The following is an 18,486-nucleotide window of genomic DNA, read 5'->3' as shown; positions in this document are numbered from 1 at the left end:
TGAGCTTATAGAGGTTTACTCAGCCGATGCTTTCCATAGAAGGTCTCCTATCAGCTCTTCTGGATAGGTAATCTCCTCTAGGAAAAGTCCTGTTGCTGGGGCCGTGGTTATATTTTGTGTCCTATCTTTTAAGTCAAGCCTCTTAATGAACTCGGCTTTTGTTATTTTTCCTCTCCCCACATCCATAAGAGTTCCGACAGTAGCACGCACCATGTTGCGAAGAAAGCGATTGGCGGTGATTTCAAAGCAATAAGTGTCATTACCTAGTGCTTTCCATTGGACACACTTGACCTGACAGATGTGTGTGTACACATCTGTATGACTCTTGGAAAATGTGGTGAAATCTTTTGTCCCAAGTAGTGACTGAGCAGTTTCATTCATCAACTCAAAGTCCAATGCCCATGGGACGTAAGTATAGAAATGTCTCGTAAAGGGGCTTCTGACTAGAGATATATAGTATCTGTAGGTCCTTGATGTGGCGGAAAATCGTGCGTGGAATTCGGGAGAGACCTTGTGGAGTGAACATATAGCGATGTCGTGTGGCAGAAAACGGTTGAGTCGGAAGAATAGCTCAGGTAGCTCTTCCTCTCTTGACTCTGAGAAGTCTATATGTGCCATCATCTTGCGGGCATGGACTCCAGTATCGGTACGACCTGCTCCTACTATGGGTAGAGGTTCTCTTAGGATGGTCTGAATGCGTTCCTCGATGGTGGTCTGTATGGTTCTGCCGCTAGGTTGGCTTTGCCAACCAACAAAATCAGTCCCATCGTATTGGAGCGTTAGGACATAGCGAGCCATGGTATCGTGATCATTCATGGTGGTATGGGTGATTGTGAAGAATAGTGAAGCCTCTGTATATCTGCTCAATCAAGAAGAGCCGCACCATCTGGTGTGAAAAGGTTAGCTTACTGAGGGATAGCTTTTGTGGGCATCTTTGATATACCTCCTGTGAAAAGCCATATGGACCACCGATAACAAAGATGAGTCTCTTGGGTACCGTGAGGGTTTTCTGCTCCAAAATCCTTGCTAGTTCTATGGATGTGGGTTGCTTGCCGTGCTCATCCATTAGGATGACATCATCCTGCGGAGCTACAGCAGATAGTATCATCTCTCCTTCTAGTCTCTTCTGCTCGTCATGACTTAGATTTTTCCGGGTTTTGATGTCAGGTAGCTCCTGTATTTCTAGTTGGATAAATCTTGAGAGACGCTTCTCATACTCTTGCATGAGGGCTCTGATTTCGGATTTGTCTGTGCGACCGACAAATAGTAACTTAATCCCCTGCATAGGCTATAGCTTTATATCAATAAAAACGGGTAAGTGATCAGAATATCCTCCTTTATAAAAATTACCCGTATAGGTCCTATTCATGATTTTGCGTTTAGCATTCCATAGTTCAGAGTGCTTGAATATCTGAATACGTTTCTGTGGAATCTCATTGAGTAGGTTCCCTGAGACAATGATCTGATCAGGAGTCCATAACCGTCCCGAGTAGCAGTGTGTACCCCCACCTTCACGCTCAATGGGGTAGGCGAGGTTATAGAGTTGCATAGAGTCAAAGATGGAGTCCTTAGGCTCAATCTTACGTGCTTGGAGTACTTTCTTGATCGGGATACTAGAGGGATTGTCATTGAAGTCGCCCATCACAATGATACGACTATCCTTGTGACTCTTTTTGGTCTTCGCAATAATACGCTGAATCTTCTCTATCACCTCAGAGCGTTTGGCTGTTGTCGGGCGAACACCTCCCCTGCGGCTTGGTGCGTGGACCACAAAGACATCTATCATCTTCCGACTAGCTTTATTCTGCAGTGTAATCCATAGAGAGTTACGACCTGTTCCATCCCTCTCTTCCAGCGGTCTAGGATCTTGGCCCAAACTATAATTCAGTGGTCTCCCATAATGTGGTACTTCATTAGCATGCACCATGCGATAGCGTCGGCTATCCCATAGGAGAGCCACATCGATCCCCCGTGGATCTGCACCCTTCGTTACAGCATATTGATACGGAATGTTTTTAAGAGAAGGTTGCTTCAGGAGGTCCTTTATGACAAGATCATTTTCGATCTCTACTAACCCAATTATGCCAGGGTAATCCCAACCAGAAATGTTGGAAATAACCCAAGCTATATGCTTTAGTTTCTGTCTGTATCGTTTTGTATCCCAGTGGTATATGCCATCAGGAAGGAATTGCTTATCATCCGTCTCGGGATCGTCAATGGTGTCGAATAGGTTTTCGACATTGTAGAACATCACCCTGACGGACTCCTCCTTAGTTTTTGGGTTTTGTGCGTTAGCTCTATTGTGGATACCTAGAGACATTATCAATATAATAAATAAAAGCCACTCGGTAACTCTGTGCCTATGTGGCTGAAGATACCGAGTGGCTGTGTACATTTTTAGATGCAACTTTAGTCTAAGAGGTTAGGATTACTTCTTAGGAGCATTCTTTAGAATCATAAGTAAGTGATCCCAGAACATCTTAACGGTCTTAATCTCCATACGCTCATCTGGTGAGTGTACGTCACGCATAGTAGGACCAAAGCTGATCATATCTAGGTGAGGATATTTTTCCTTGAATAGTCCGCACTCAAGTCCAGCATGGATCGCCTTAATTTCAGGATCCTTATTGAACAGATCATGATAAGTCTTCTTAGCGACTTCCATGATTTCGCTCTCTGGGTTAGGCTCCCAACCTGGGTAACCGTCACGCTCAGAAACGACTGCACCTGATAGTTCGAAAACAGCTGACACCATCTCTCCTACCATTTTCTTTAGAGATTCTGATGAGCTTCTTTGGCTAGTCTCTACATAGATGACAGGGAAGCCATCACGCTCTTGCATCTTCACGCTTGCTAGGTTGGTAGAGGTCTCAACTAGACCATGGATAACCTGACTCATACCCATTACACCATGTGGACAAGCTACAAGTGCGTAAAGTAGGTTGACAGTAGTCTCTTCATCGATAACAAATTCAGGTTTTTCAGTAGAGGTAGCTACCACTACAGCATTAGGATCAGACTCCTTGTGCTCATTGTGGATATCCCCAGAGAAAGTATTGATGAATACAGCGACATCCTCCTTCTGATTAGATGGGATACCGATGACAGCATGAGCTTCACGAGGGATAGCATTATGCAGGTTACCACCTTGGATGCTCGCAAGGACGAAGTCCACTTCATCAGCTAAGCCAAAGAGTGCACGAGCTAGGATCTTAACGGCATTACCTCTCTGTAGGTGAATATCACCACCTGAGTGACCGCCTGAAAGGCCCTTAACTGTAATATCTAGGTAGATAAGATCAGGATCAGCATAAGCTTTTTCGTAGTAATACTCTGCCATAGTACCCATACCACCGGCACATCCGATAAAGATCTCACCTTCGTCCTCTGAGTCTAGGTTAAGCAGGATTTCACTATCGAAGAATCCAGGCTGAAGCTCCATAGCACCAGTCAAACCTGTTTCCTCATCTATGGTAAATAAAGCTTCTATTGGACCATGCTCTATATCGTCCGATGCAAGTACGGCAAGCTGAGTAGCACATCCTATACCATTGTCAGCACCGAGGGTTGTACCTTCTGCTGTTAACCAGCCATCTACTATTTTAGTCTTAATAGCGTCTGTTTCGAAGTTGAATTCTACATCATTATTCTTCTCACAGACCATATCCATGTGGCTCTGCATGATGATGCTCTTGCGATCTTCGTAGCCTGAAGTCGCTGGCTTTTTCATGACGATATTGCCCACGTGGTCTTTTTTCATTTCGATACCGTGCTCCTTAGCAAAGTTTTCGAGATATGCGATCATCTTCTCTTCTTTCTTGCTTGGACGAGGTACCTTAGTAATCTCATCAAAGAACTTAAATACAATCTTTGGTTCGTGTGTAGTCATACTTTTTATAGTATATATAGTTTAAAAAATTATTACTTCTGTAAAGATAATGAATATCCCCCACTTTTCCAGATGAAAATTAGCTCTTTTTTGACAATAAATATCCTATTTGTCCAGGTTATTTTCTAATCCAGCGTGTGAAAGAGTAGGGATATAGATTCTTCTCGTCAGCCTCGTGTCGCTCATTCTCTACACATTGCCAAATATCTAGATCTATGTTAGGGAAGAATGTATCAGCATTCTCCCACGAGTGGTGTACCAATGTGATATGGAGTTCGTCAGAGAGTTCTATCCCTTGTTTGTATAGAGAGCCTCCTCCTATCAGGAAGAGCTTTTCGTCACGCACGCTCTCTAATGCCTCCTCAATGCTATGCACCACGAGGGCTCCCTCCGCTGTATATTCTGTATTCCTTGTTACCACTACATTTGTCCTACCTGGCAATGGACGCTTAGGCAGGGTCTCATAGGTCCTTCGTCCCATTACTATGGGGTGTCCCATGGTGGTTTCCTTAAAGTGACGTAGGTCTGCAGGTAGGTTTCGTCCCCATGGCATATCTCCATCTAATCCGATGGCTCCATTATCTGCCATCGCCACTATTAAATGTAATTCACTCTTCATACGGATACTTTAGCTTGAATGTGTGGATGAGGATCATAGTTGGTTAGCGTGAAATCCTCAAAAATAAAGTCCTCTATATCTTTTCGCTGAGGGTTGAGAGTCATCGTTGGTAATGGGCGAGTGTCTCTAGTTAGCTGAAGCTTCGCTTGCTCGATATGGTTAAGGTAAAGATGTGCGTCTCCGAGAGTGTGTACAAATGTCCCAGGTTTCAGACCAGTGACCTGTGCCACCATCATCAGTAATAGAGCATAGCTAGCAATGTTGAATGGGACCCCTAAGAAAATATCTGCACTTCTCTGGTAGAGCTGGAGACTAAGCGTGTCATTGGCTACATAAAACTGGTAAAGGATATGGCATGGTGGTAGCTTCATCTCCTCCAGCTCTCCTACATTCCACGCATTGACTAATATGCGACGGCTATTAGGAGTCTCTTTGATTTGTCGGATGGCCTCCATGAGTTGGTCATGTTCCTGTCCCTTGATATCCTTCCATCTTCTCCATTGTGCTCCGTATATAGGGCCTAAATCACCATTCTCATCGGCCCACTCATTCCAGATACGGACGCCGTGATCTTGGAGATACTTCACATTGGTGTCACCACTGATGAACCAGAGGAGCTCATGAATGATACTCTTCAGGTGTAGTTTCTTGGTCGTGAGCAGTGGGAACCCCTTACTCAGGTCATAGCGGCTTTGGTGACCAAAGATACTGATGGTACCTGTACCTGTGCGGTCCTCTTTCTTTATTCCTTCTCGAAGGACAAGTTCTAGAAGATCTTTATATTGTTTCATACTAATGGGATTTAAATACTATTGGGGAATGCTTGAGCCGTGATGGTCGTTTCACTGCCGCCTGTTGATACAAGGACGACTCCCGATGAGGGTTCCGTTACGTAGCCAATTTGGCGAACGTCCTCTATCGCATCGACCAAGTCTTTCATCCCAAGTGGTACGGTGAAGAGCAGTTCATAGTCATCACCACCATTCATGGCGACAGTTGTTGGTGATAAGCCAAACTCTTCAGCCATTCCTACCGTCTCGTGATCCATTGGGAGGCGTTGTTCGAAAAGTTTTGCTCCAACTCCAGAGGACTTACAAATCTGCAGTAAGTCACTAGCCAATCCATCGGTAATATCAATCATCGAGGTTGGTCGGATCCCATTAGACTGTAGCTGTCGAAGGATATCCAAGCGAGCGATAGGCTTCATTTGGCGTTGGAGGATATATTCTCTACCTTCAAACTTCGGTTGAAAGTCTGGCACCCCGTCATCGTATGCTATTTTCTCTCTAATCAATAGCTGTAGTCCCATATAGGCAGCACCGATATTACCAGTGACACAGATTAGGTCATTCTCCTTAGCTCCACCTCGTAGGATCTGTTCGCCTGAGGCTACATTACCAATAGCGGTGACACTAATTGTCAGACCCGTATAAGAGCTCGTCGTGTCACCACCAATGAGATCTACTCCATACAGCTCTGCACCGTCTTGCATTCCTCTCATCAGCATCTCTACATCTTCCACCTGAAAGCGAGTCGAAATCCCAAGCCCCACAAGGATCTGCTGAGGTGTACCTCCCATCGCAATGATGTCCGAAACAGCAGCGGTAACCGCTTTGAATCCAAGATATTGCAGAGGAAAGTAAACCAGATCAAAGTGAATCCCTTCCATTAAGAGCTCGGTACTGACCAGCGTTTTTGTCCCCTCTACTTGATCTAGTAGGGCAGCATCATCACCGATGCCTATGAGAGTGGTGGTATTTTTAGGGTGTCCAAAGGGCTTTGTTAATCTGTCAATTAACCCAAATTCACCTAGTTCCTCTATCTTCATTATCTATTAAAATTTGTATCCAAGTGTAAAGTGTAAAGTCTGATTCTTGAGGTTGAAATACTCCCCAATGTTTTTGTCAATGTAAAAGTCATACATACCTAGGTTACCTCCGATGTTAAAGACAAGATGTCGATACGTAGCACCTATCCCCATCTCTATACCATAATCGTAGGGGCAGTAGAAAGGCTCCTTGTGACTTTTCGATACCCCATCAGGCGCATAACTTTCTGAGTGTCCTGCAATCCAATATCCAAAATATGGACCAGCCTTGAGATGTATATCAATAGCTTGGGTAAGATGAATGCCTAATCTCAGAAGAAGAGGCACCTCTAGGTAATGGCTTTTTACAACGTAATGAGGATTATCTTTTACCCCTTTCGAAGAAATAAAAAGCCCACTCTGTACCGCAATGTTTCCTAAGATGCCTTGAGAAAATTGATACTCACCTATGGCTCCTGCACGGTACCCCACTATGGGCTTTGTCTCTATGTCTTGATTGTTTTTTATATTGCTGATCTGCAAACCAGCTTGAGGGATAACACTCCATCTCTTCTGAGCAATTGCGGGCAATAGGATCAGAAGAGAGGTTAGCGATAATATAATTTTCCTCATACCTTGGCTTTCTCTATATTTTTGGTCGTAATTATTTAGACAAACTTACGAAAAAAATAATTCTCAATCTTACCGAATTATTTTTTTGATGAGTGCTTTATCGTTCATTGATGAAGGGCGGCTCATTTCCTATTGAACAAGATGTTTTTGGTTGATGTAAGTGTCCTCTGTTATATGCACTCATTCTTAGTTAATCTAATGGGTAACGAAATGAAAGATACATCTTAAGAATAGGCCACTTGGGGGAGCCAAATTTCTTCCTATAGGAAGAAAATCTTCTTCTCATATGAAAAAAATATTTTTCCTATAGGAAGCGATTCTCCTTTATATGTCTAGCATTTTCACCTCTTTACCACTTGAAAGTAACTGGCTTGATTGCGTTTTGTTACCTGTTGTATATGTTTTATCCTTAAGGTGTTAGGGTTTTATTTTTTCACAGAAAGGAAAAAATTATGTATTTGAACTAACAAGGCTAACGTATGGCAATAGACTTACGTACTTTTTAGGTTGTCTTCGTGAGATTTTCACTCCCAGTAACTTTGTGTTTGGTATTTAGAAAGGCGTTAACGTTTTTGTGGAGGATATGCGGGGGTATTACCGAAAGATAGGAGTCAATTATACTAAAATAAAAAGGGTAGCTTTTGGACCTAATAGGTCTAAAAGCTACCCTCTCTATGTGCCTTATAATATCTTTATATTATTCTGCGTCCGTTGTTACCTTTGTCAGAAAGTCTCTTGTGGCCTCCCATCCTAGTGCACTTGCTCCTAATACAGCAGCATCGCTTTCGGATAAGTCACTCACCAGAAGTTTCACCCTCCCCTGAAATGTAGGGAGAAGATTCGCCTCTAGGCTTTTCCGGGTTGGTTCGAGGATTAATTTACCTGCCTTTGTTAAGCCCCCAAAGAGTATAATTGCTTCTGGACTAGAGAAGTGGACGGCATTAGCGAGAGCTTCACCAAGAATCTCTCCTGTACTCTCAAAAATCTCCTCAGCCATCTTGTCCCCTTTCATAGCTGCTTCAAATACATCCTTAGAGGTGATCTCTTCAGGATTTATTTTGCGAAGCAAGGAGTCGTCCTCCCGTGCACTTAGAAATTCCTGAGCTGTACGTGCGACCCCTGTAGCAGAGCAGTAAGTTTCCAGACAACCATACCTTCCACAACCGCAGATACGCCCATTTCGACGTACTGTGGTGTGTCCTAATTCACCTGCAAATCCATCATACCCATAGACTAACTTTCCGCCGACAACAATCCCGCTCCCGACGCCTGTTCCTAGAGTTATCTCAATGAAGTCACGCATCCCTCTGGCTGCACCGTAGGTCATCTCTCCAATAGCTGCAGCATTGGCATCGTTTGTGAGTGCTACAGGCAAGCCCTTAAGGGCATTCGATAATAGGTGAGCAAAAGGGATTCTACCCTTCCACATAAGGTTGGCAGCATAATCTATCGTCCCTGTATAGAAGTTGGCATTGGGAGCTCCTACGCCCACACCGTGAATCATCTCAAGTCCTCCTTCTTCATCAATCAAGTCTAGTATCTCACGTGCTAGTTCATCGATGAAGTCTTCTATGATAGGATGATTTCCTGTTTTTATAGAGCCAGATCGAAGGATCTTACCTCTAGCATCTACTATTCCAAAAACAGTATTCGTGCCTCCTATATCTACACCGACAACGAAAGGTTTTATTTCATTTACTCCTGTGGCCATATATGGGTTGTGTCTTTTTTTTATATCACTTATCTTGCTATTCTGTAATATCGATTATAGCAAGCTAGATATATCACTAAGGATTAAAATAAGAATAATCTTATTTATTAATCTTCGTGATAGATGGATTTGATTTTTTTATTCTCACTTATCTGCTTCTGAGCGTTGATGTCAACCTTCCACTCATCTTGCTCGCGTACTAGTTTGATCTGCTTGGATATCTCTTTTTTAGGAATTCCATTCTTTTTTACATCCTCGACTATTTTGTCTTGGATCTCCTGGGGCAGTTCGCTTAAGTTTTTCCACTTTATGCCTGCAATACTTTGTAGATCGCTTAGAGAAAGCTTACCCATAGTCTCTGTGTCAGGTAAGATAAGCTTAAACATGACGGTCGCAGTTTCACCCGTAACAGTTTCCTTAAAGCCTTCGGCTTTTATGATGTCTTTTGCTTCTGGAATGAGTTCTAAGGCACCCTTTAGCTCAGTTGGGATTGAGTAGAAAGAACGGAAATTTTCGAGTGTTAAGGCTTCCTTGTCCTTAGTAGTGAGAAGGCTATAGAGCTGTTCAAAGTTTTCATCTATTTCAGCCTGAATAGCTACTTCAGCCACTTGTTTTGGTTTTTCACCACCACAGCTGGTTAAGCCAACCAATAGAAGACCCATAATAAGGAGGGTCTTATTTATCCATTTTAATCCATTCATAATCAGTATAATTATCAATTAAAAAATATTGACCTGTTAGGGGTGAGTGCCAAAAGGGCAGGATTACGACCTAACATTGGTACTAAGTTACGACTTTTTTATTAATATTTAAAACGCAAGTGCTTTGTAATTTCCAAATCTACTCTAGTGAGTATTCATCTATCTGCCTCTATTTATCTGTACTTACTCTTTTGTTAGGAGTCATTTAGTACAGGCTAGGGCAGATGTGATCACCTCTCGTATGGGTGGCTATTTGGCACCATAGTGCTTATCGTAATATTCTTGATAAGCACCACTCGTGACGTACTCCATCCAGTCTTGATTAGTCAGATACCAAGCGACGGTCTTCTGTAGTCCCTCCTTGATGGTTAGTTTGGGTTGCCATCCCAGCTCCCTGCTAATCTTACACGAGTTTACAGCATATCGGACGTCATGGCCTGGACGATCGGTTACAAACTTGATTAATGGCAGAGAGTGTCCCTCGGGATTTCCTAGATTACGATCCACTGCTTCGATTAGGATCTTAATTAGTTCTATATTTTTCAACTCATTGTGCCCCCCGATGTTATAGGTCTGCCCAGGTTTCCCTTGTCGCAAAATAAGATCAATTGCGTCCACATGGTCCTGTACATATAGCCAATCCCTAATTTGTGATCCGTCACCATATACCGGAATGGGTTTTTGGTGAATGATGTTCCTAATGACAAGTGGTATCAGCTTCTCTGGAAATTGGAGTGGTCCGTAGTTATTGCTACAGTTGCTGATCACTATCGGTAGTCCGTAAGTGTCATGGTATGCACGAACGAAATGGTCTGCAGATGCTTTACTTGCAGAGTATGGAGAGTGAGGGTCGTACCTATTCTTTTCTGTAAACGCGTCCTCATTTATATCAAGCGAGCCATATACTTCATCTGTGGAGATTTGGTAGAACAGTTTGCCATCGTAATGGCCATCCCAGTAAGTCTTGGCTGCGTTCAGTAGATTGACCGTGCCATTAACATTGGTATGGACGAAAGCTTGTGGGTCTGAGATGCTTCTATCAACATGGCTCTCTGCTGCTAGGTGGATGACATGTGTCACGCAGTGCTTCTTAAAGATTTCCATCACTGCAGCCTCGTCTGCTATGTCAGCATGTTCAAAGAAATAATTAGGATAATCCTCTATCTCTTTGAGATTAGCCAAGCTACCAGCATAAGTGAGTGCGTCGAGGTTAATGATGTGATACTCTGGATAGTTAGGGACTAGGTGTAAAAGTAGGTTGGAACCAATAAATCCGGCTCCTCCTGTAACTAAAATACTCTTAGAAAAGGTCGTCATAGTTTGAGGTTCTTGAAGTTAAATTGGATTGGAGTACCCTTTAGGGTTCTCAGGATGATAATGAATGTCAAATGTAGAGGCCACGTTTCTTACGAAAAGATGGGCTTCAGGATTCATCGTTAGTATGCTTTCGTTATCAATGCTGACGATCCCATCATTGGCCATCTCTAGTAATCTTGGGTATTGTAGTATGTCTAATTGCTCTAACCGCTCAACCTTCAGTCCATGTCTCCTAGCATGTTCTAGAGGGCTGGTGCGATAATTGCACATCAAGTCGGTAATGATATCTCTAGCTAAAGACTCCTCCAAGCTCAGCTTATAGCCGATGCGAGTAGGTAACTGTCCATGGTCAATAGCATTATAATAGGCTGGGAGATCCTTGACACTCTGAGCATAAGAGTTGTGAAGCTGTGAGATCCCAGTGATACCTAGGGCATAAACCTGTCCTGACAGCTCCAATGGGCAGTATCCTTGGAAATTGCGATGCAGTGTGTGTTGCTTGAGAGCCAGAGCCAGAGGGTCATCAGGGAGTACAAAATGGTCGAGTCCAACCTGTACATACCCTGCAGAGGTCATCAATGTAGCAGCCCTATCGTACATCTCTTTTTTTTCATCAACCCCAGGAAGTCCAGCCTTTTCTAACATTTTTTGCTGAGGATAGATCCATGGCACGTGAGCATAGGAGAAGGTGACTAACCGATTAGGACGAAGCTCTACCGCGTGTTCGATAGTACGTTCAAAAGAGTCGGGTGTCTGGAGTGGGAGCCCGTAAATAAAATCTAAATTGACACGCTTACCAGCGTCCTGAATACGCTCTACCACTTCACGTATCTCCACCTCTGAGGGACGACGATTAACAGCACGTAAGACCTCTGGGTTAAAATCTTGTACTCCAATGCTAAAGCGATTAAAGGAGTGTCCGATTAATGAGCTCCACTGCTCCTTAGAGAGAAACCCAGGGTGGGCCTCAATGGCTATCTCAGCTTCTTCTCGGAGGGCATATCCATGGGTTAATTGCTCTAGGACTTCTGCAATAAAATGAAAAGGCACCGAGCTAGGGGAGCCACCACCGAAGTGTATCTGTGCTATCGGGCGTTCAGGATCTATTAATCTTTGGAGGAGTTGGATTTCCTTATAAATGTACTGGAAGTATCGCACCACCTCTGACTCCATTTTAGGCATCGCTTGCTTATTGCATGCACAGTAATGACAGATTTGGCGGCAGAAAGGGGTGTGGATATAGTACGATACAGACCGCGAACCCATTTCGTTGCTCCTGATAATATCTTTGGTCAGGTCATCCGCCGTGTACTTGTCCGTAAAAAGGTTTGCTGGGGGATAACTAGTATAACGAGGTACAGGGATATTGTACTTCTTTATTAGAGCATCGCTCATCATAATTCAACTTCTTCTACTACTTTCTATTGAATGCCCTATAAGTGTAGCACTCGAGACTTCATCTACTACCACATTTACGAATTGCCCAATCTTATGATCACCTTTGTCGAAGACAACCACCTTATTCTGTTGAGTTCGGCCATAGTATTGATCTCGGCTTTTCTTTGAGAAACCCTCGACTAAGACTTCAAACTCCTTTCCTATATCATTCTTATTGCTTTCCTCCTGAATAAGTTGCTGAAGGTCTATCATCTTCTGTAAGCGTTCGAGCTTAACCTCTTCAGGGACATGATCCTCTAATCGCTTCGCAGCGTAAGTCCCAGGTCGTTCTGAATATTTGAATAAGAATGCCGAATCGAATCGAATCTCCTTCATGATATCCAGCGTCTCTTGAAACTCGGCATCACCCTCGCCATGAAAACCACAAAAGATATCTGTCGAGATCCCACAGTCTGGGATGAGTTCGCGAATCTTAGCCACCCTATCTAGGAACCACTCTCTAGTATAGCCCCGTTTCATATATTTCAGTACCGTATTGCTACCACTTTGGAGAGGTAGGTGGATATGATTACAGATATTAGGGTGCTTCGCCATCATCTCGATGGTGGCATCAGTCATGTCTTTAGGATGAGGAGAGGTAAAGCGGATCCTCATATTGGGAGCAGTAGTTGCTATTAAGTCGAGCAACCTAGGAAAGTCATAAACATCTCCATCAGGAGCTACATAGTGGTATGAATTAACCGTCTGTCCTAGCAAGGTTACCTCTCGATAGCCAAGCTCTACCATGTGCTTAAGTTCATTGAGGATACTCTCAACCTCACGACTACGTTCCCGACCTCTAGTGTAGGGGACAATACAGTAGCTACAGAACTTATTGCAACCACGCATTATGGAGATAAAGCCCGAGATGTGGAGCCCCTCTAGCTTCAGAGGGATCACATCCTTATAGGTTTCTTCTGTAGAGAGCTCTACGTTAATGGCCTTCTCACCACGCTCTGCTGCCCCCACTAAGTTAGGTAAGTCCAGATAGGCATCAGGTCCCACCACTATATCGGCGTGGTGCTCCTCAAGCAATCTATCTTTGACACGCTCTGCCATACAGCCTAGCACGCCGATAATCATATTGGGGTTATGTTTCTTTCGAAGAGCGTCTATCTGAGTCAGTCTATTGATTACCTTTTGTTCCGCATTGTCGCGCACAGAACAGGTGTTGAGAAAAACGGCATCAGCCTCAGTTAGATCCTCCGTCATCCCGTATCCATCGGTCTCCATAACAGCGAAGACCACTTCTGAATCAGCCACATTCATTTGGCATCCATAGGTTTCGAGATAAAGGAGCTTAGGCTGCTCTTGATTATTTATCTTAATGTCAGTCATCTATATTTCTAATTTTGGTAAAGTAGCACAAAAAGGTTACTTTTGAAGACAAAGTTACTGAAACTTAATGATACAGACCGTTAGATTACTCAATTAAGGATTACAAATAAAATGGAAGTAATATTAATCATTATTGCTTTAATAGCATTCCTATATATATGGAATCTCATCAAACGCACTTACAAGGTTGATAGCTTAGATGAGCTATTAGATCAGCAGGTCAAGACCCTAGAGGATGAGGATGAACTCCTCAGTGAATTTGATGAATGGGAAGAGTTTTATAACGAAGGGAAAGAGGAGAAGTCAGCTGATAAGCAAATAGAAGAGAAACTTCCTGAACCCAAAAAGCCTGTTTTTATTGAAGGCAGAGGGTATATATTTCAGGAGACAGCGTTTGTCAATGATGATGATCTTGAGCTTGAGATAATAGATGAACACATGGATGAACAAGGTGGGGTAGATCCTTGGTTCATCCATGAGTCCTTACGAAAAGATCTCCGTCGAGGAATTATCCTAAAGGAGGTGCTAGGCAGCAGATACAATCACAGGTATCAATAGTTCTCTACGGTCTTCTTTCTATCCTCTTTTGTTTCTGGTAGAATGAGATTTAGGAGGACAGCGATAATGGCAGATAGCCCTATGCCAGCGAATGTAAATCTTCCGAATGATAGTGCCGCTCCACCTATTCCTGTAGTGAGGGTTACCGATAGTATGACTAAGTTGCGAGCACTGCTTAAGTTGACTTTCGCATTCAGGAGGGTATTAATCCCAGCCCCAGCAATGGTCCCAAAGATAAGCAACATAATCCCGCCTAGCACAGCCGAATTAATACTCTGTAATAAGGCACTCACCTTTCCTATCATAGCGAAGACGATCCCAGTTACTGCTGCAATACGCATGGTCGCTGGGTGAGTAATCTTGGTCAAGGTCATGGCTCCTGTCACTTCTGAGTATGTGGTAACTGGAGGAGCTCCGATAAGCGAAGCAAATAAGCAAGCTAATCCATCACCCAACATGGTGCGGTGAAGTCCAGGATCTTTGACAAAATTCTTTCCCGTCACCCCATTCACAACATATAGATCCCCAATGTGTTCAATCACAGGGGCTATCGCTACTGGAATCATATATAGAATCGGAGCCCACTCCCACCTGTCGGGTAGGATAAAGTGAGGAAGGCTGAACCATGCCGCTTCATGTACCTGAGTGAAATCCACGCCAAAGAAAATTAGATCAACAAGGTACCCAACCACGATACCACAGAAAATAGGTATAAGTTTCAGTAGCCCTCTAGAATATAGTGTTACAACTATCGCTACTGCGAGGGATATAAAGGCTAGAGTCCAATTGTTCTTAGCCATGTTAACAGCAGAGCCAGAGAGAGATAAGCCTATCAACATGATGATCGGACCTATCACTATAGGAGGGAAAAGCTTATTGATGAATTTGAGTCCAAAGGACTTTACCAACAAAGACATTACGATATATACGAATGCAACCCCCATGATGCCGAAAATGGCACCTCCAAGTCCGAATATCTCCGTCGCACTGACAATGGGAGCGATGAATGCGAATGAGCTACCTAAGAAAATAGGCACCTTACCCTTCGTCACAAAGTGAAAAATGAGAGTTCCTACTCCTGCGGAGAATAAAGCTGTGGCTGGATCCAATCCCGTGAGTAATGGGACCAATACGGTGGCACCAAATGCCACAAACAAATATTGTATGCCCACAATTGTGAGCTTTCCTTTTGAAAGAGTGTTATTGCTTTCCATGAGTTTTAAGTTCCTTTATAATCTCTAGTTGTGTATATAGAGCATCTGACCGCTCTTACTTATTTGGTATTGTAATAGAGGGGACTGACCTACTCCGCTAGTGGGATTGCCAATACCCATCGATAGGTCATAGATGGTATGACACTTGGGGCATTCTGCGGATCTTAGAGAGTTGTCCTTTATGATCCTAATCGCCACCTTTTCAGGGTAGTCGTATGGGCAAATCAAATCATATACCGAATAGGGCTGGTCGGACGAAAGTCCATGAACGATCAATAGGCCGCAGTGCCCTAGGTGTTCGTTATAAAATTGAGGCTCGGTATAGATTCTAAACGCTAATGGCTCCAATAGCTCTCTCCCCTCATGATTCAAATCTATCTGTAGATTGGCAGAGGCCATAGGGATATTTGCATTAGGTAGGGGTGAATCATTATCACAAGAAAAAAGCAAGAATAGTAGTGCGGTCACTACCATCCCTGCTTTGATCTTTGTCTTAATTTTCATTTACTACTTAGAGGTGCCTAAAAGTCTATCAAAGTCAATCTTCTCTAAGTTATTAGCTAGCTCAGCCATGATTGGCTCTGCTTTTGACTTGATCATACCCGACAGAAAAGCTGGTACACTGGCTTGTATAGAAATCTGTCCCAGTGTCGTATCTGCTCCATGCTCAGTAAGGTTGATGGAGAGCTTAACGGGGACGGGGCTTTTGACAGAATGATACTCTACCAAATTTGGAGCGAGCACTTGAGAACGCTCCATAACTATTTCACCCATAGCACCAGTATCTACCGAAATTTGATTTTCCTTAAGGATGGCTATCTTAGCGGGGATGCGGTCGTGAAACTTCTCAATGATAGGGCTTAGGGAAGAGGGGTTCTGCACCAAGCCAAAGATGGTATTGATATCTTTTTTTAGTTCAAAAGGCCTGCTCGTAATGGTTTGCATGTCCGTATAATCTATATTTTATTATTTACCCCAAGTGTCAGGACTTTTCCTCCACTCCTGTAGGGTTGCTTCTTGCTCCTTTGTGATGTATTGACTAGCGATAGCCTCTTGTATCACGGTGTTATAATTACTGAGGGTGTAAAGCTTGACACCAGCTTCTTCAAAAGCCTTAACAGATGTGTCCAATCCGTGTGTGTAAATGGCCACCATGCCAAGGACTTCGCATCCGTATTGTCGAAGAGCCTCTACAGCTTTCAGACTACTGCCCCCAGTGGAAATAAGATCCTCGACTACGACCACCTTATCTGTTGGCAATACTCTACCCTCTATAAGATTCTCCATCCCATGATCCTTAGGCTTGGAGCGGATGTAGCTAAAGGGGAGTGCTAATAGATCTGATACCAAAGCCCCTTGTGCGATAGCCCCAGTAGCGACGCCACTGATGGCGGTGACGTTTGGAAATTCTCTTTTGATCAATTCAGCCAACTGCTCCTTGATGTAGGTGCGAACGCGAGGGCTTGAAAGGGTAACGCGATTGTCACAATATATAGGACTCTTCCAGCCTGATGCCCAAGTAAAAGGTGCTTCTGGCTTTAGCTTTACAGCCTCTACCTCCATAAGCATCTTTGCTATGTTTTTTGCTACTTCTTCCATGATATATCTATTACACTGTTATAAAATCCACCAAAGATACAAAAACTAAATTTACTCTCGTAGCGTAGAGGCAAAGTTAATGCGGTGCTCAATGCTCCTGCCGAGTGTGAGCTCATCCGCATATTCCAGTTCGTCACCAAGAGAAATACCTCTAGCAATAACCGTTACTAATACATCTAGGTCTTTAAGTAAGCGATAGATATAAAAGTTGGTGGTATCTCCTTCCATGGTGGTACTAAGAGCGAGGACTACCTCCTTGATGCCCTCTTTTTTTATTCGCTCTGGAATATCTGCGATGAATAAGTCATTGGGGCCCATGCTATCCATAGGGGATATAATCCCACCTAGTACATGGTAATAGCCATTGTACTGCCCAGTTCGTTCGATCGCCATCACATCACGTACATTCTCAACCACACAGAGCATTCTGCTATCTCTCCGAGGGTCCGAGCAGATGGAGCAGAGATCACTATCGCAAATATTGTGGCACTTATGGCAGTATTGAATCCCATCAATGAAGGCATTGAGCCCGTCAGTTATCTCATGAGTAAAGTCCTTATCCTGCTTCAAGAGATAGAGTGCTAGGCGTAGAGCACTCTTCCTGCCGATACCAGGAAGCTTACTGAAGGAATCTACTGCTCGCTGAAGAAGAGGGGAGAAATGGTCTAGGTTATGCATGCTCCTCCTTCTTCGTCATTGAAACACCCTTGAAATCTCTCCTTCGTAGTACAAAGTCTGTACCCAGATACTTCTCCCGTACCGTAGGGTTTTCAGCTAATTGCTCAGCCGTCCCTTGGAATAGCACTTTGCCCTCAAAGAGCAGATAGGCACGGTCTGTGATGGATAATGTCTCATGGACATTATGGTCAGTAATGAGGATGCCGATGTTTTGCTCCCTTAGTTTAGACACGATCAGCTGGATGTCCTGTACAGCGATGGGATCGACTCCGGCAAATGGTTCGTCTAGCATAATGAACTTTGGGTCAATTGCCAAGCATCGTGCGATCTCAGCACGCCTCCGCTCACCACCGCTGAGCCGTTCCCCAAGGTTTTTACGCACCTTCTCAAGGCCAAACTCAGCAATCAAGGACTCTAGCTTCTCTATCTGCTGAGGACGAGTCCTACCAGTCATCTCTAAGACCCCCAAAATATTATCTTCTACCGACATCTTCCGAAAGATAGATTCCTCTTGTGCTAAATAGCTTATCCCTAATCGTGCTCGTTTATAGATGGGTTCTTTGGTAATCTCTTCTTCATCCAAAAAGATCCGTCCATTATTCGGCGTAACTAGTCCTACGGTCATATAGAAAGTGGTTGTCTTACCCGCACCATTAGGTCCTAGCAAGCCCACAATTTCGCCTTGCTCTACCTCGATGGATACGTGATTAACAACGGTTCTATTCTTATATTTCTTTACTAAATCCTCTGTCCTTAATTTCATAAGTATATCTCTCCTTTATCTCCCTTATCTCCACAAAGATACCTTTTTTTGAAACCTTTTAGAACCAGAACTCTCAAAAAATAGAAATCACTCACTCATGGAGAGTGTTGCGGAGAGGTTATCTGCTGAGAGCAGTGATTGCTTTCCAGTTTTGGCATGTACCTTAAGTATGTTCTCTTTGACCTAAATCTTAGCACTCTGTACCTTATCCATAATAGAATC

At 43.6% G+C, this 18,486-nt stretch carries 20 protein-coding genes; 1 reads left to right on the top strand and 19 read right to left on the bottom strand.

The window, feature by feature from the left end; all coding sequences use genetic code 11:
* Window positions 1-15: 15 nt before the first annotated feature.
* From truA to miaB, 13 genes are all read right to left on the bottom strand, one after another.
* On the bottom strand, window positions 16-816 hold the full coding sequence (truA, locus tag QYZ87_03350; protein MDN4753567.1) for a tRNA pseudouridine(38-40) synthase TruA: 801 nt from the start codon (window positions 814-816) through the stop codon (window positions 16-18).
* A complete protein-coding gene (gene rlmH, locus QYZ87_03345) occupies window positions 809-1,285 on the bottom strand; it encodes a 23S rRNA (pseudouridine(1915)-N(3))-methyltransferase RlmH (protein MDN4753566.1) in 477 nt (158 codons plus the stop codon). The genes truA and rlmH overlap by 8 nt, the downstream gene beginning before the upstream one ends.
* Window positions 1,286-1,288: 3 nt before the next feature.
* Window positions 1,289-2,320 carry a hypothetical protein gene (locus tag QYZ87_03340; protein MDN4753565.1) on the bottom strand — a complete coding sequence of 344 codons (1,032 nt, stop codon included), beginning with the start codon at window positions 2,318-2,320 and terminating at the stop codon, window positions 1,289-1,291.
* 108 nt (window positions 2,321-2,428) lie between these two features.
* Window positions 2,429-3,889 carry an aminoacyl-histidine dipeptidase gene (locus tag QYZ87_03335; protein ID MDN4753564.1) on the bottom strand — a complete coding sequence of 487 codons (1,461 nt, stop codon included), beginning with the start codon at window positions 3,887-3,889 and terminating at the stop codon, window positions 2,429-2,431.
* A gap of 118 nt (window positions 3,890-4,007) precedes the next feature.
* Window positions 4,008-4,508, bottom strand: coding sequence for a dihydrofolate reductase (locus QYZ87_03330; GenBank protein MDN4753563.1), 501 nt, complete (start codon window positions 4,506-4,508; stop codon window positions 4,008-4,010).
* Window positions 4,505-5,299 carry a thymidylate synthase gene (locus QYZ87_03325; protein MDN4753562.1) on the bottom strand — a complete coding sequence of 265 codons (795 nt, stop codon included), beginning with the start codon at window positions 5,297-5,299 and terminating at the stop codon, window positions 4,505-4,507. Before QYZ87_03325 ends, QYZ87_03330 begins: the two co-directional genes overlap by 4 nt.
* 11 nt (window positions 5,300-5,310) lie before the next feature.
* The gene (gene thiL / locus QYZ87_03320) at window positions 5,311-6,336 is read right to left on the bottom strand and encodes a thiamine-phosphate kinase (GenBank protein ID MDN4753561.1); all 1,026 of its coding nucleotides are present in this window, start codon (window positions 6,334-6,336) and stop codon (window positions 5,311-5,313) included.
* 6 nt (window positions 6,337-6,342) lie between these two features.
* A complete protein-coding gene (locus tag QYZ87_03315; protein MDN4753560.1) occupies window positions 6,343-6,948 on the bottom strand; it encodes a porin family protein in 606 nt (201 codons plus the stop codon).
* A 697-nt stretch (window positions 6,949-7,645) separates the two neighbouring features.
* Window positions 7,646-8,659: an ROK family protein gene (locus QYZ87_03310; protein ID MDN4753559.1), complete on the bottom strand. Its 1,014-nt coding sequence runs from the start codon at window positions 8,657-8,659 to the stop codon at window positions 7,646-7,648.
* Between the two features lie 107 nt (window positions 8,660-8,766).
* Window positions 8,767-9,360, bottom strand: a complete 594-nt coding sequence (locus tag QYZ87_03305; GenBank protein MDN4753558.1) for a hypothetical protein — start codon at window positions 9,358-9,360, stop codon at window positions 8,767-8,769.
* A gap of 249 nt (window positions 9,361-9,609) precedes the next feature.
* Window positions 9,610-10,677, bottom strand: a complete 1,068-nt coding sequence (gene rfbB / locus QYZ87_03300) for a dTDP-glucose 4,6-dehydratase (protein ID MDN4753557.1) — start codon at window positions 10,675-10,677, stop codon at window positions 9,610-9,612.
* 18 nt (window positions 10,678-10,695) lie between these two features.
* Complete coding sequence (gene hemN, locus QYZ87_03295) at window positions 10,696-12,075, bottom strand: oxygen-independent coproporphyrinogen III oxidase (GenBank protein ID MDN4753556.1); 1,380 nt, start codon at window positions 12,073-12,075, stop codon at window positions 10,696-10,698.
* Window positions 12,076-12,078: 3 nt separating this feature from the next.
* Complete coding sequence (gene miaB, locus QYZ87_03290; GenBank protein MDN4753555.1) at window positions 12,079-13,452, bottom strand: tRNA (N6-isopentenyl adenosine(37)-C2)-methylthiotransferase MiaB; 1,374 nt, start codon at window positions 13,450-13,452, stop codon at window positions 12,079-12,081.
* A gap of 111 nt (window positions 13,453-13,563) precedes the next feature.
* On the opposite strand from miaB, the gene QYZ87_03285 reads away from it, so the two are divergent.
* Window positions 13,564-14,010 (top strand): hypothetical protein, encoded by a 447-nt coding sequence (locus tag QYZ87_03285; GenBank protein ID MDN4753554.1) that lies wholly within the window; start codon window positions 13,564-13,566, stop codon window positions 14,008-14,010.
* Here QYZ87_03285 and QYZ87_03280 read toward each other — a convergent pair.
* From QYZ87_03280 to lptB, 6 genes are read right to left on the bottom strand one after another with little or no spacing between them, the layout of a single operon-like run.
* The gene (locus QYZ87_03280) at window positions 14,004-15,224 is read right to left on the bottom strand and encodes a uracil-xanthine permease family protein (protein MDN4753553.1); all 1,221 of its coding nucleotides are present in this window, start codon (window positions 15,222-15,224) and stop codon (window positions 14,004-14,006) included. The genes QYZ87_03285 and QYZ87_03280 overlap by 7 nt on opposite strands.
* 24 nt (window positions 15,225-15,248) lie before the next feature.
* On the bottom strand, window positions 15,249-15,728 hold the full coding sequence (locus QYZ87_03275; protein MDN4753552.1) for a hypothetical protein: 480 nt from the start codon (window positions 15,726-15,728) through the stop codon (window positions 15,249-15,251).
* A 3-nt stretch (window positions 15,729-15,731) separates the two neighbouring features.
* Window positions 15,732-16,169, bottom strand: coding sequence for a hypothetical protein (locus QYZ87_03270; protein MDN4753551.1), 438 nt, complete (start codon window positions 16,167-16,169; stop codon window positions 15,732-15,734).
* A 21-nt stretch (window positions 16,170-16,190) separates the two neighbouring features.
* Window positions 16,191-16,823, bottom strand: a complete 633-nt coding sequence (gene pyrE, locus QYZ87_03265) for an orotate phosphoribosyltransferase (protein MDN4753550.1) — start codon at window positions 16,821-16,823, stop codon at window positions 16,191-16,193.
* Between the two features lie 51 nt (window positions 16,824-16,874).
* Window positions 16,875-17,501: a recombination mediator RecR gene (gene recR / locus QYZ87_03260; protein MDN4753549.1), complete on the bottom strand. Its 627-nt coding sequence runs from the start codon at window positions 17,499-17,501 to the stop codon at window positions 16,875-16,877.
* Entirely contained in the window at window positions 17,494-18,264 is a 771-nt protein-coding gene (lptB, locus tag QYZ87_03255) for an LPS export ABC transporter ATP-binding protein (GenBank protein MDN4753548.1), read from the bottom strand. The genes recR and lptB overlap by 8 nt, the downstream gene beginning before the upstream one ends.
* Window positions 18,265-18,486: the final 222 nt, after the last annotated feature.

It is taken from the genome of Porphyromonadaceae bacterium W3.11 (assembly GCA_030434245.1).
Classification (GTDB): domain Bacteria; phylum Bacteroidota; class Bacteroidia; order Bacteroidales; family Porphyromonadaceae; genus Porphyromonas_A.
Note: the sequence above shows the minus strand (reverse complement) of the source record. Positions and strands in the feature narration are given on the sequence as shown.

What these genes read in the sequence shown, in the direction of transcription:
- truA (MDN4753567.1), bottom strand. Translation starts at nt 816, where the DNA reads ATGAATGATCACGATACCATGGCTCGCTATGTCCTAACGCTCCAATAC.
- rlmH (MDN4753566.1), bottom strand. Translation starts at nt 1,285, where the DNA reads ATGCAGGGGATTAAGTTACTATTTGTCGGTCGCACAGACAAATCCGAA.
- QYZ87_03340 (MDN4753565.1), bottom strand. Translation starts at nt 2,320, where the DNA reads ATGTCTCTAGGTATCCACAATAGAGCTAACGCACAAAACCCAAAAACT.
- QYZ87_03335 (MDN4753564.1), bottom strand. Translation starts at nt 3,889, where the DNA reads ATGACTACACACGAACCAAAGATTGTATTTAAGTTCTTTGATGAGATT.
- QYZ87_03330 (MDN4753563.1), bottom strand. Translation starts at nt 4,508, where the DNA reads ATGAAGAGTGAATTACATTTAATAGTGGCGATGGCAGATAATGGAGCC.
- QYZ87_03325 (MDN4753562.1), bottom strand. Translation starts at nt 5,299, where the DNA reads ATGAAACAATATAAAGATCTTCTAGAACTTGTCCTTCGAGAAGGAATA.
- thiL (MDN4753561.1), bottom strand. Translation starts at nt 6,336, where the DNA reads ATGAAGATAGAGGAACTAGGTGAATTTGGGTTAATTGACAGATTAACA.
- QYZ87_03315 (MDN4753560.1), bottom strand. Translation starts at nt 6,948, where the DNA reads ATGAGGAAAATTATATTATCGCTAACCTCTCTTCTGATCCTATTGCCC.
- QYZ87_03310 (MDN4753559.1), bottom strand. Translation starts at nt 8,659, where the DNA reads ATGGCCACAGGAGTAAATGAAATAAAACCTTTCGTTGTCGGTGTAGAT.
- QYZ87_03305 (MDN4753558.1), bottom strand. Translation starts at nt 9,360, where the DNA reads ATGAATGGATTAAAATGGATAAATAAGACCCTCCTTATTATGGGTCTT.
- rfbB (MDN4753557.1), bottom strand. Translation starts at nt 10,677, where the DNA reads ATGACGACCTTTTCTAAGAGTATTTTAGTTACAGGAGGAGCCGGATTT.
- hemN (MDN4753556.1), bottom strand. Translation starts at nt 12,075, where the DNA reads ATGATGAGCGATGCTCTAATAAAGAAGTACAATATCCCTGTACCTCGT.
- miaB (MDN4753555.1), bottom strand. Translation starts at nt 13,452, where the DNA reads ATGACTGACATTAAGATAAATAATCAAGAGCAGCCTAAGCTCCTTTAT.
- QYZ87_03285 (MDN4753554.1), top strand. Translation starts at nt 13,564, where the DNA reads ATGGAAGTAATATTAATCATTATTGCTTTAATAGCATTCCTATATATA.
- QYZ87_03280 (MDN4753553.1), bottom strand. Translation starts at nt 15,224, where the DNA reads ATGGAAAGCAATAACACTCTTTCAAAAGGAAAGCTCACAATTGTGGGC.
- QYZ87_03275 (MDN4753552.1), bottom strand. Translation starts at nt 15,728, where the DNA reads ATGAAAATTAAGACAAAGATCAAAGCAGGGATGGTAGTGACCGCACTA.
- QYZ87_03270 (MDN4753551.1), bottom strand. Translation starts at nt 16,169, where the DNA reads ATGCAAACCATTACGAGCAGGCCTTTTGAACTAAAAAAAGATATCAAT.
- pyrE (MDN4753550.1), bottom strand. Translation starts at nt 16,823, where the DNA reads ATGGAAGAAGTAGCAAAAAACATAGCAAAGATGCTTATGGAGGTAGAG.
- recR (MDN4753549.1), bottom strand. Translation starts at nt 17,501, where the DNA reads ATGCATAACCTAGACCATTTCTCCCCTCTTCTTCAGCGAGCAGTAGAT.
- lptB (MDN4753548.1), bottom strand. Translation starts at nt 18,264, where the DNA reads ATGAAATTAAGGACAGAGGATTTAGTAAAGAAATATAAGAATAGAACC.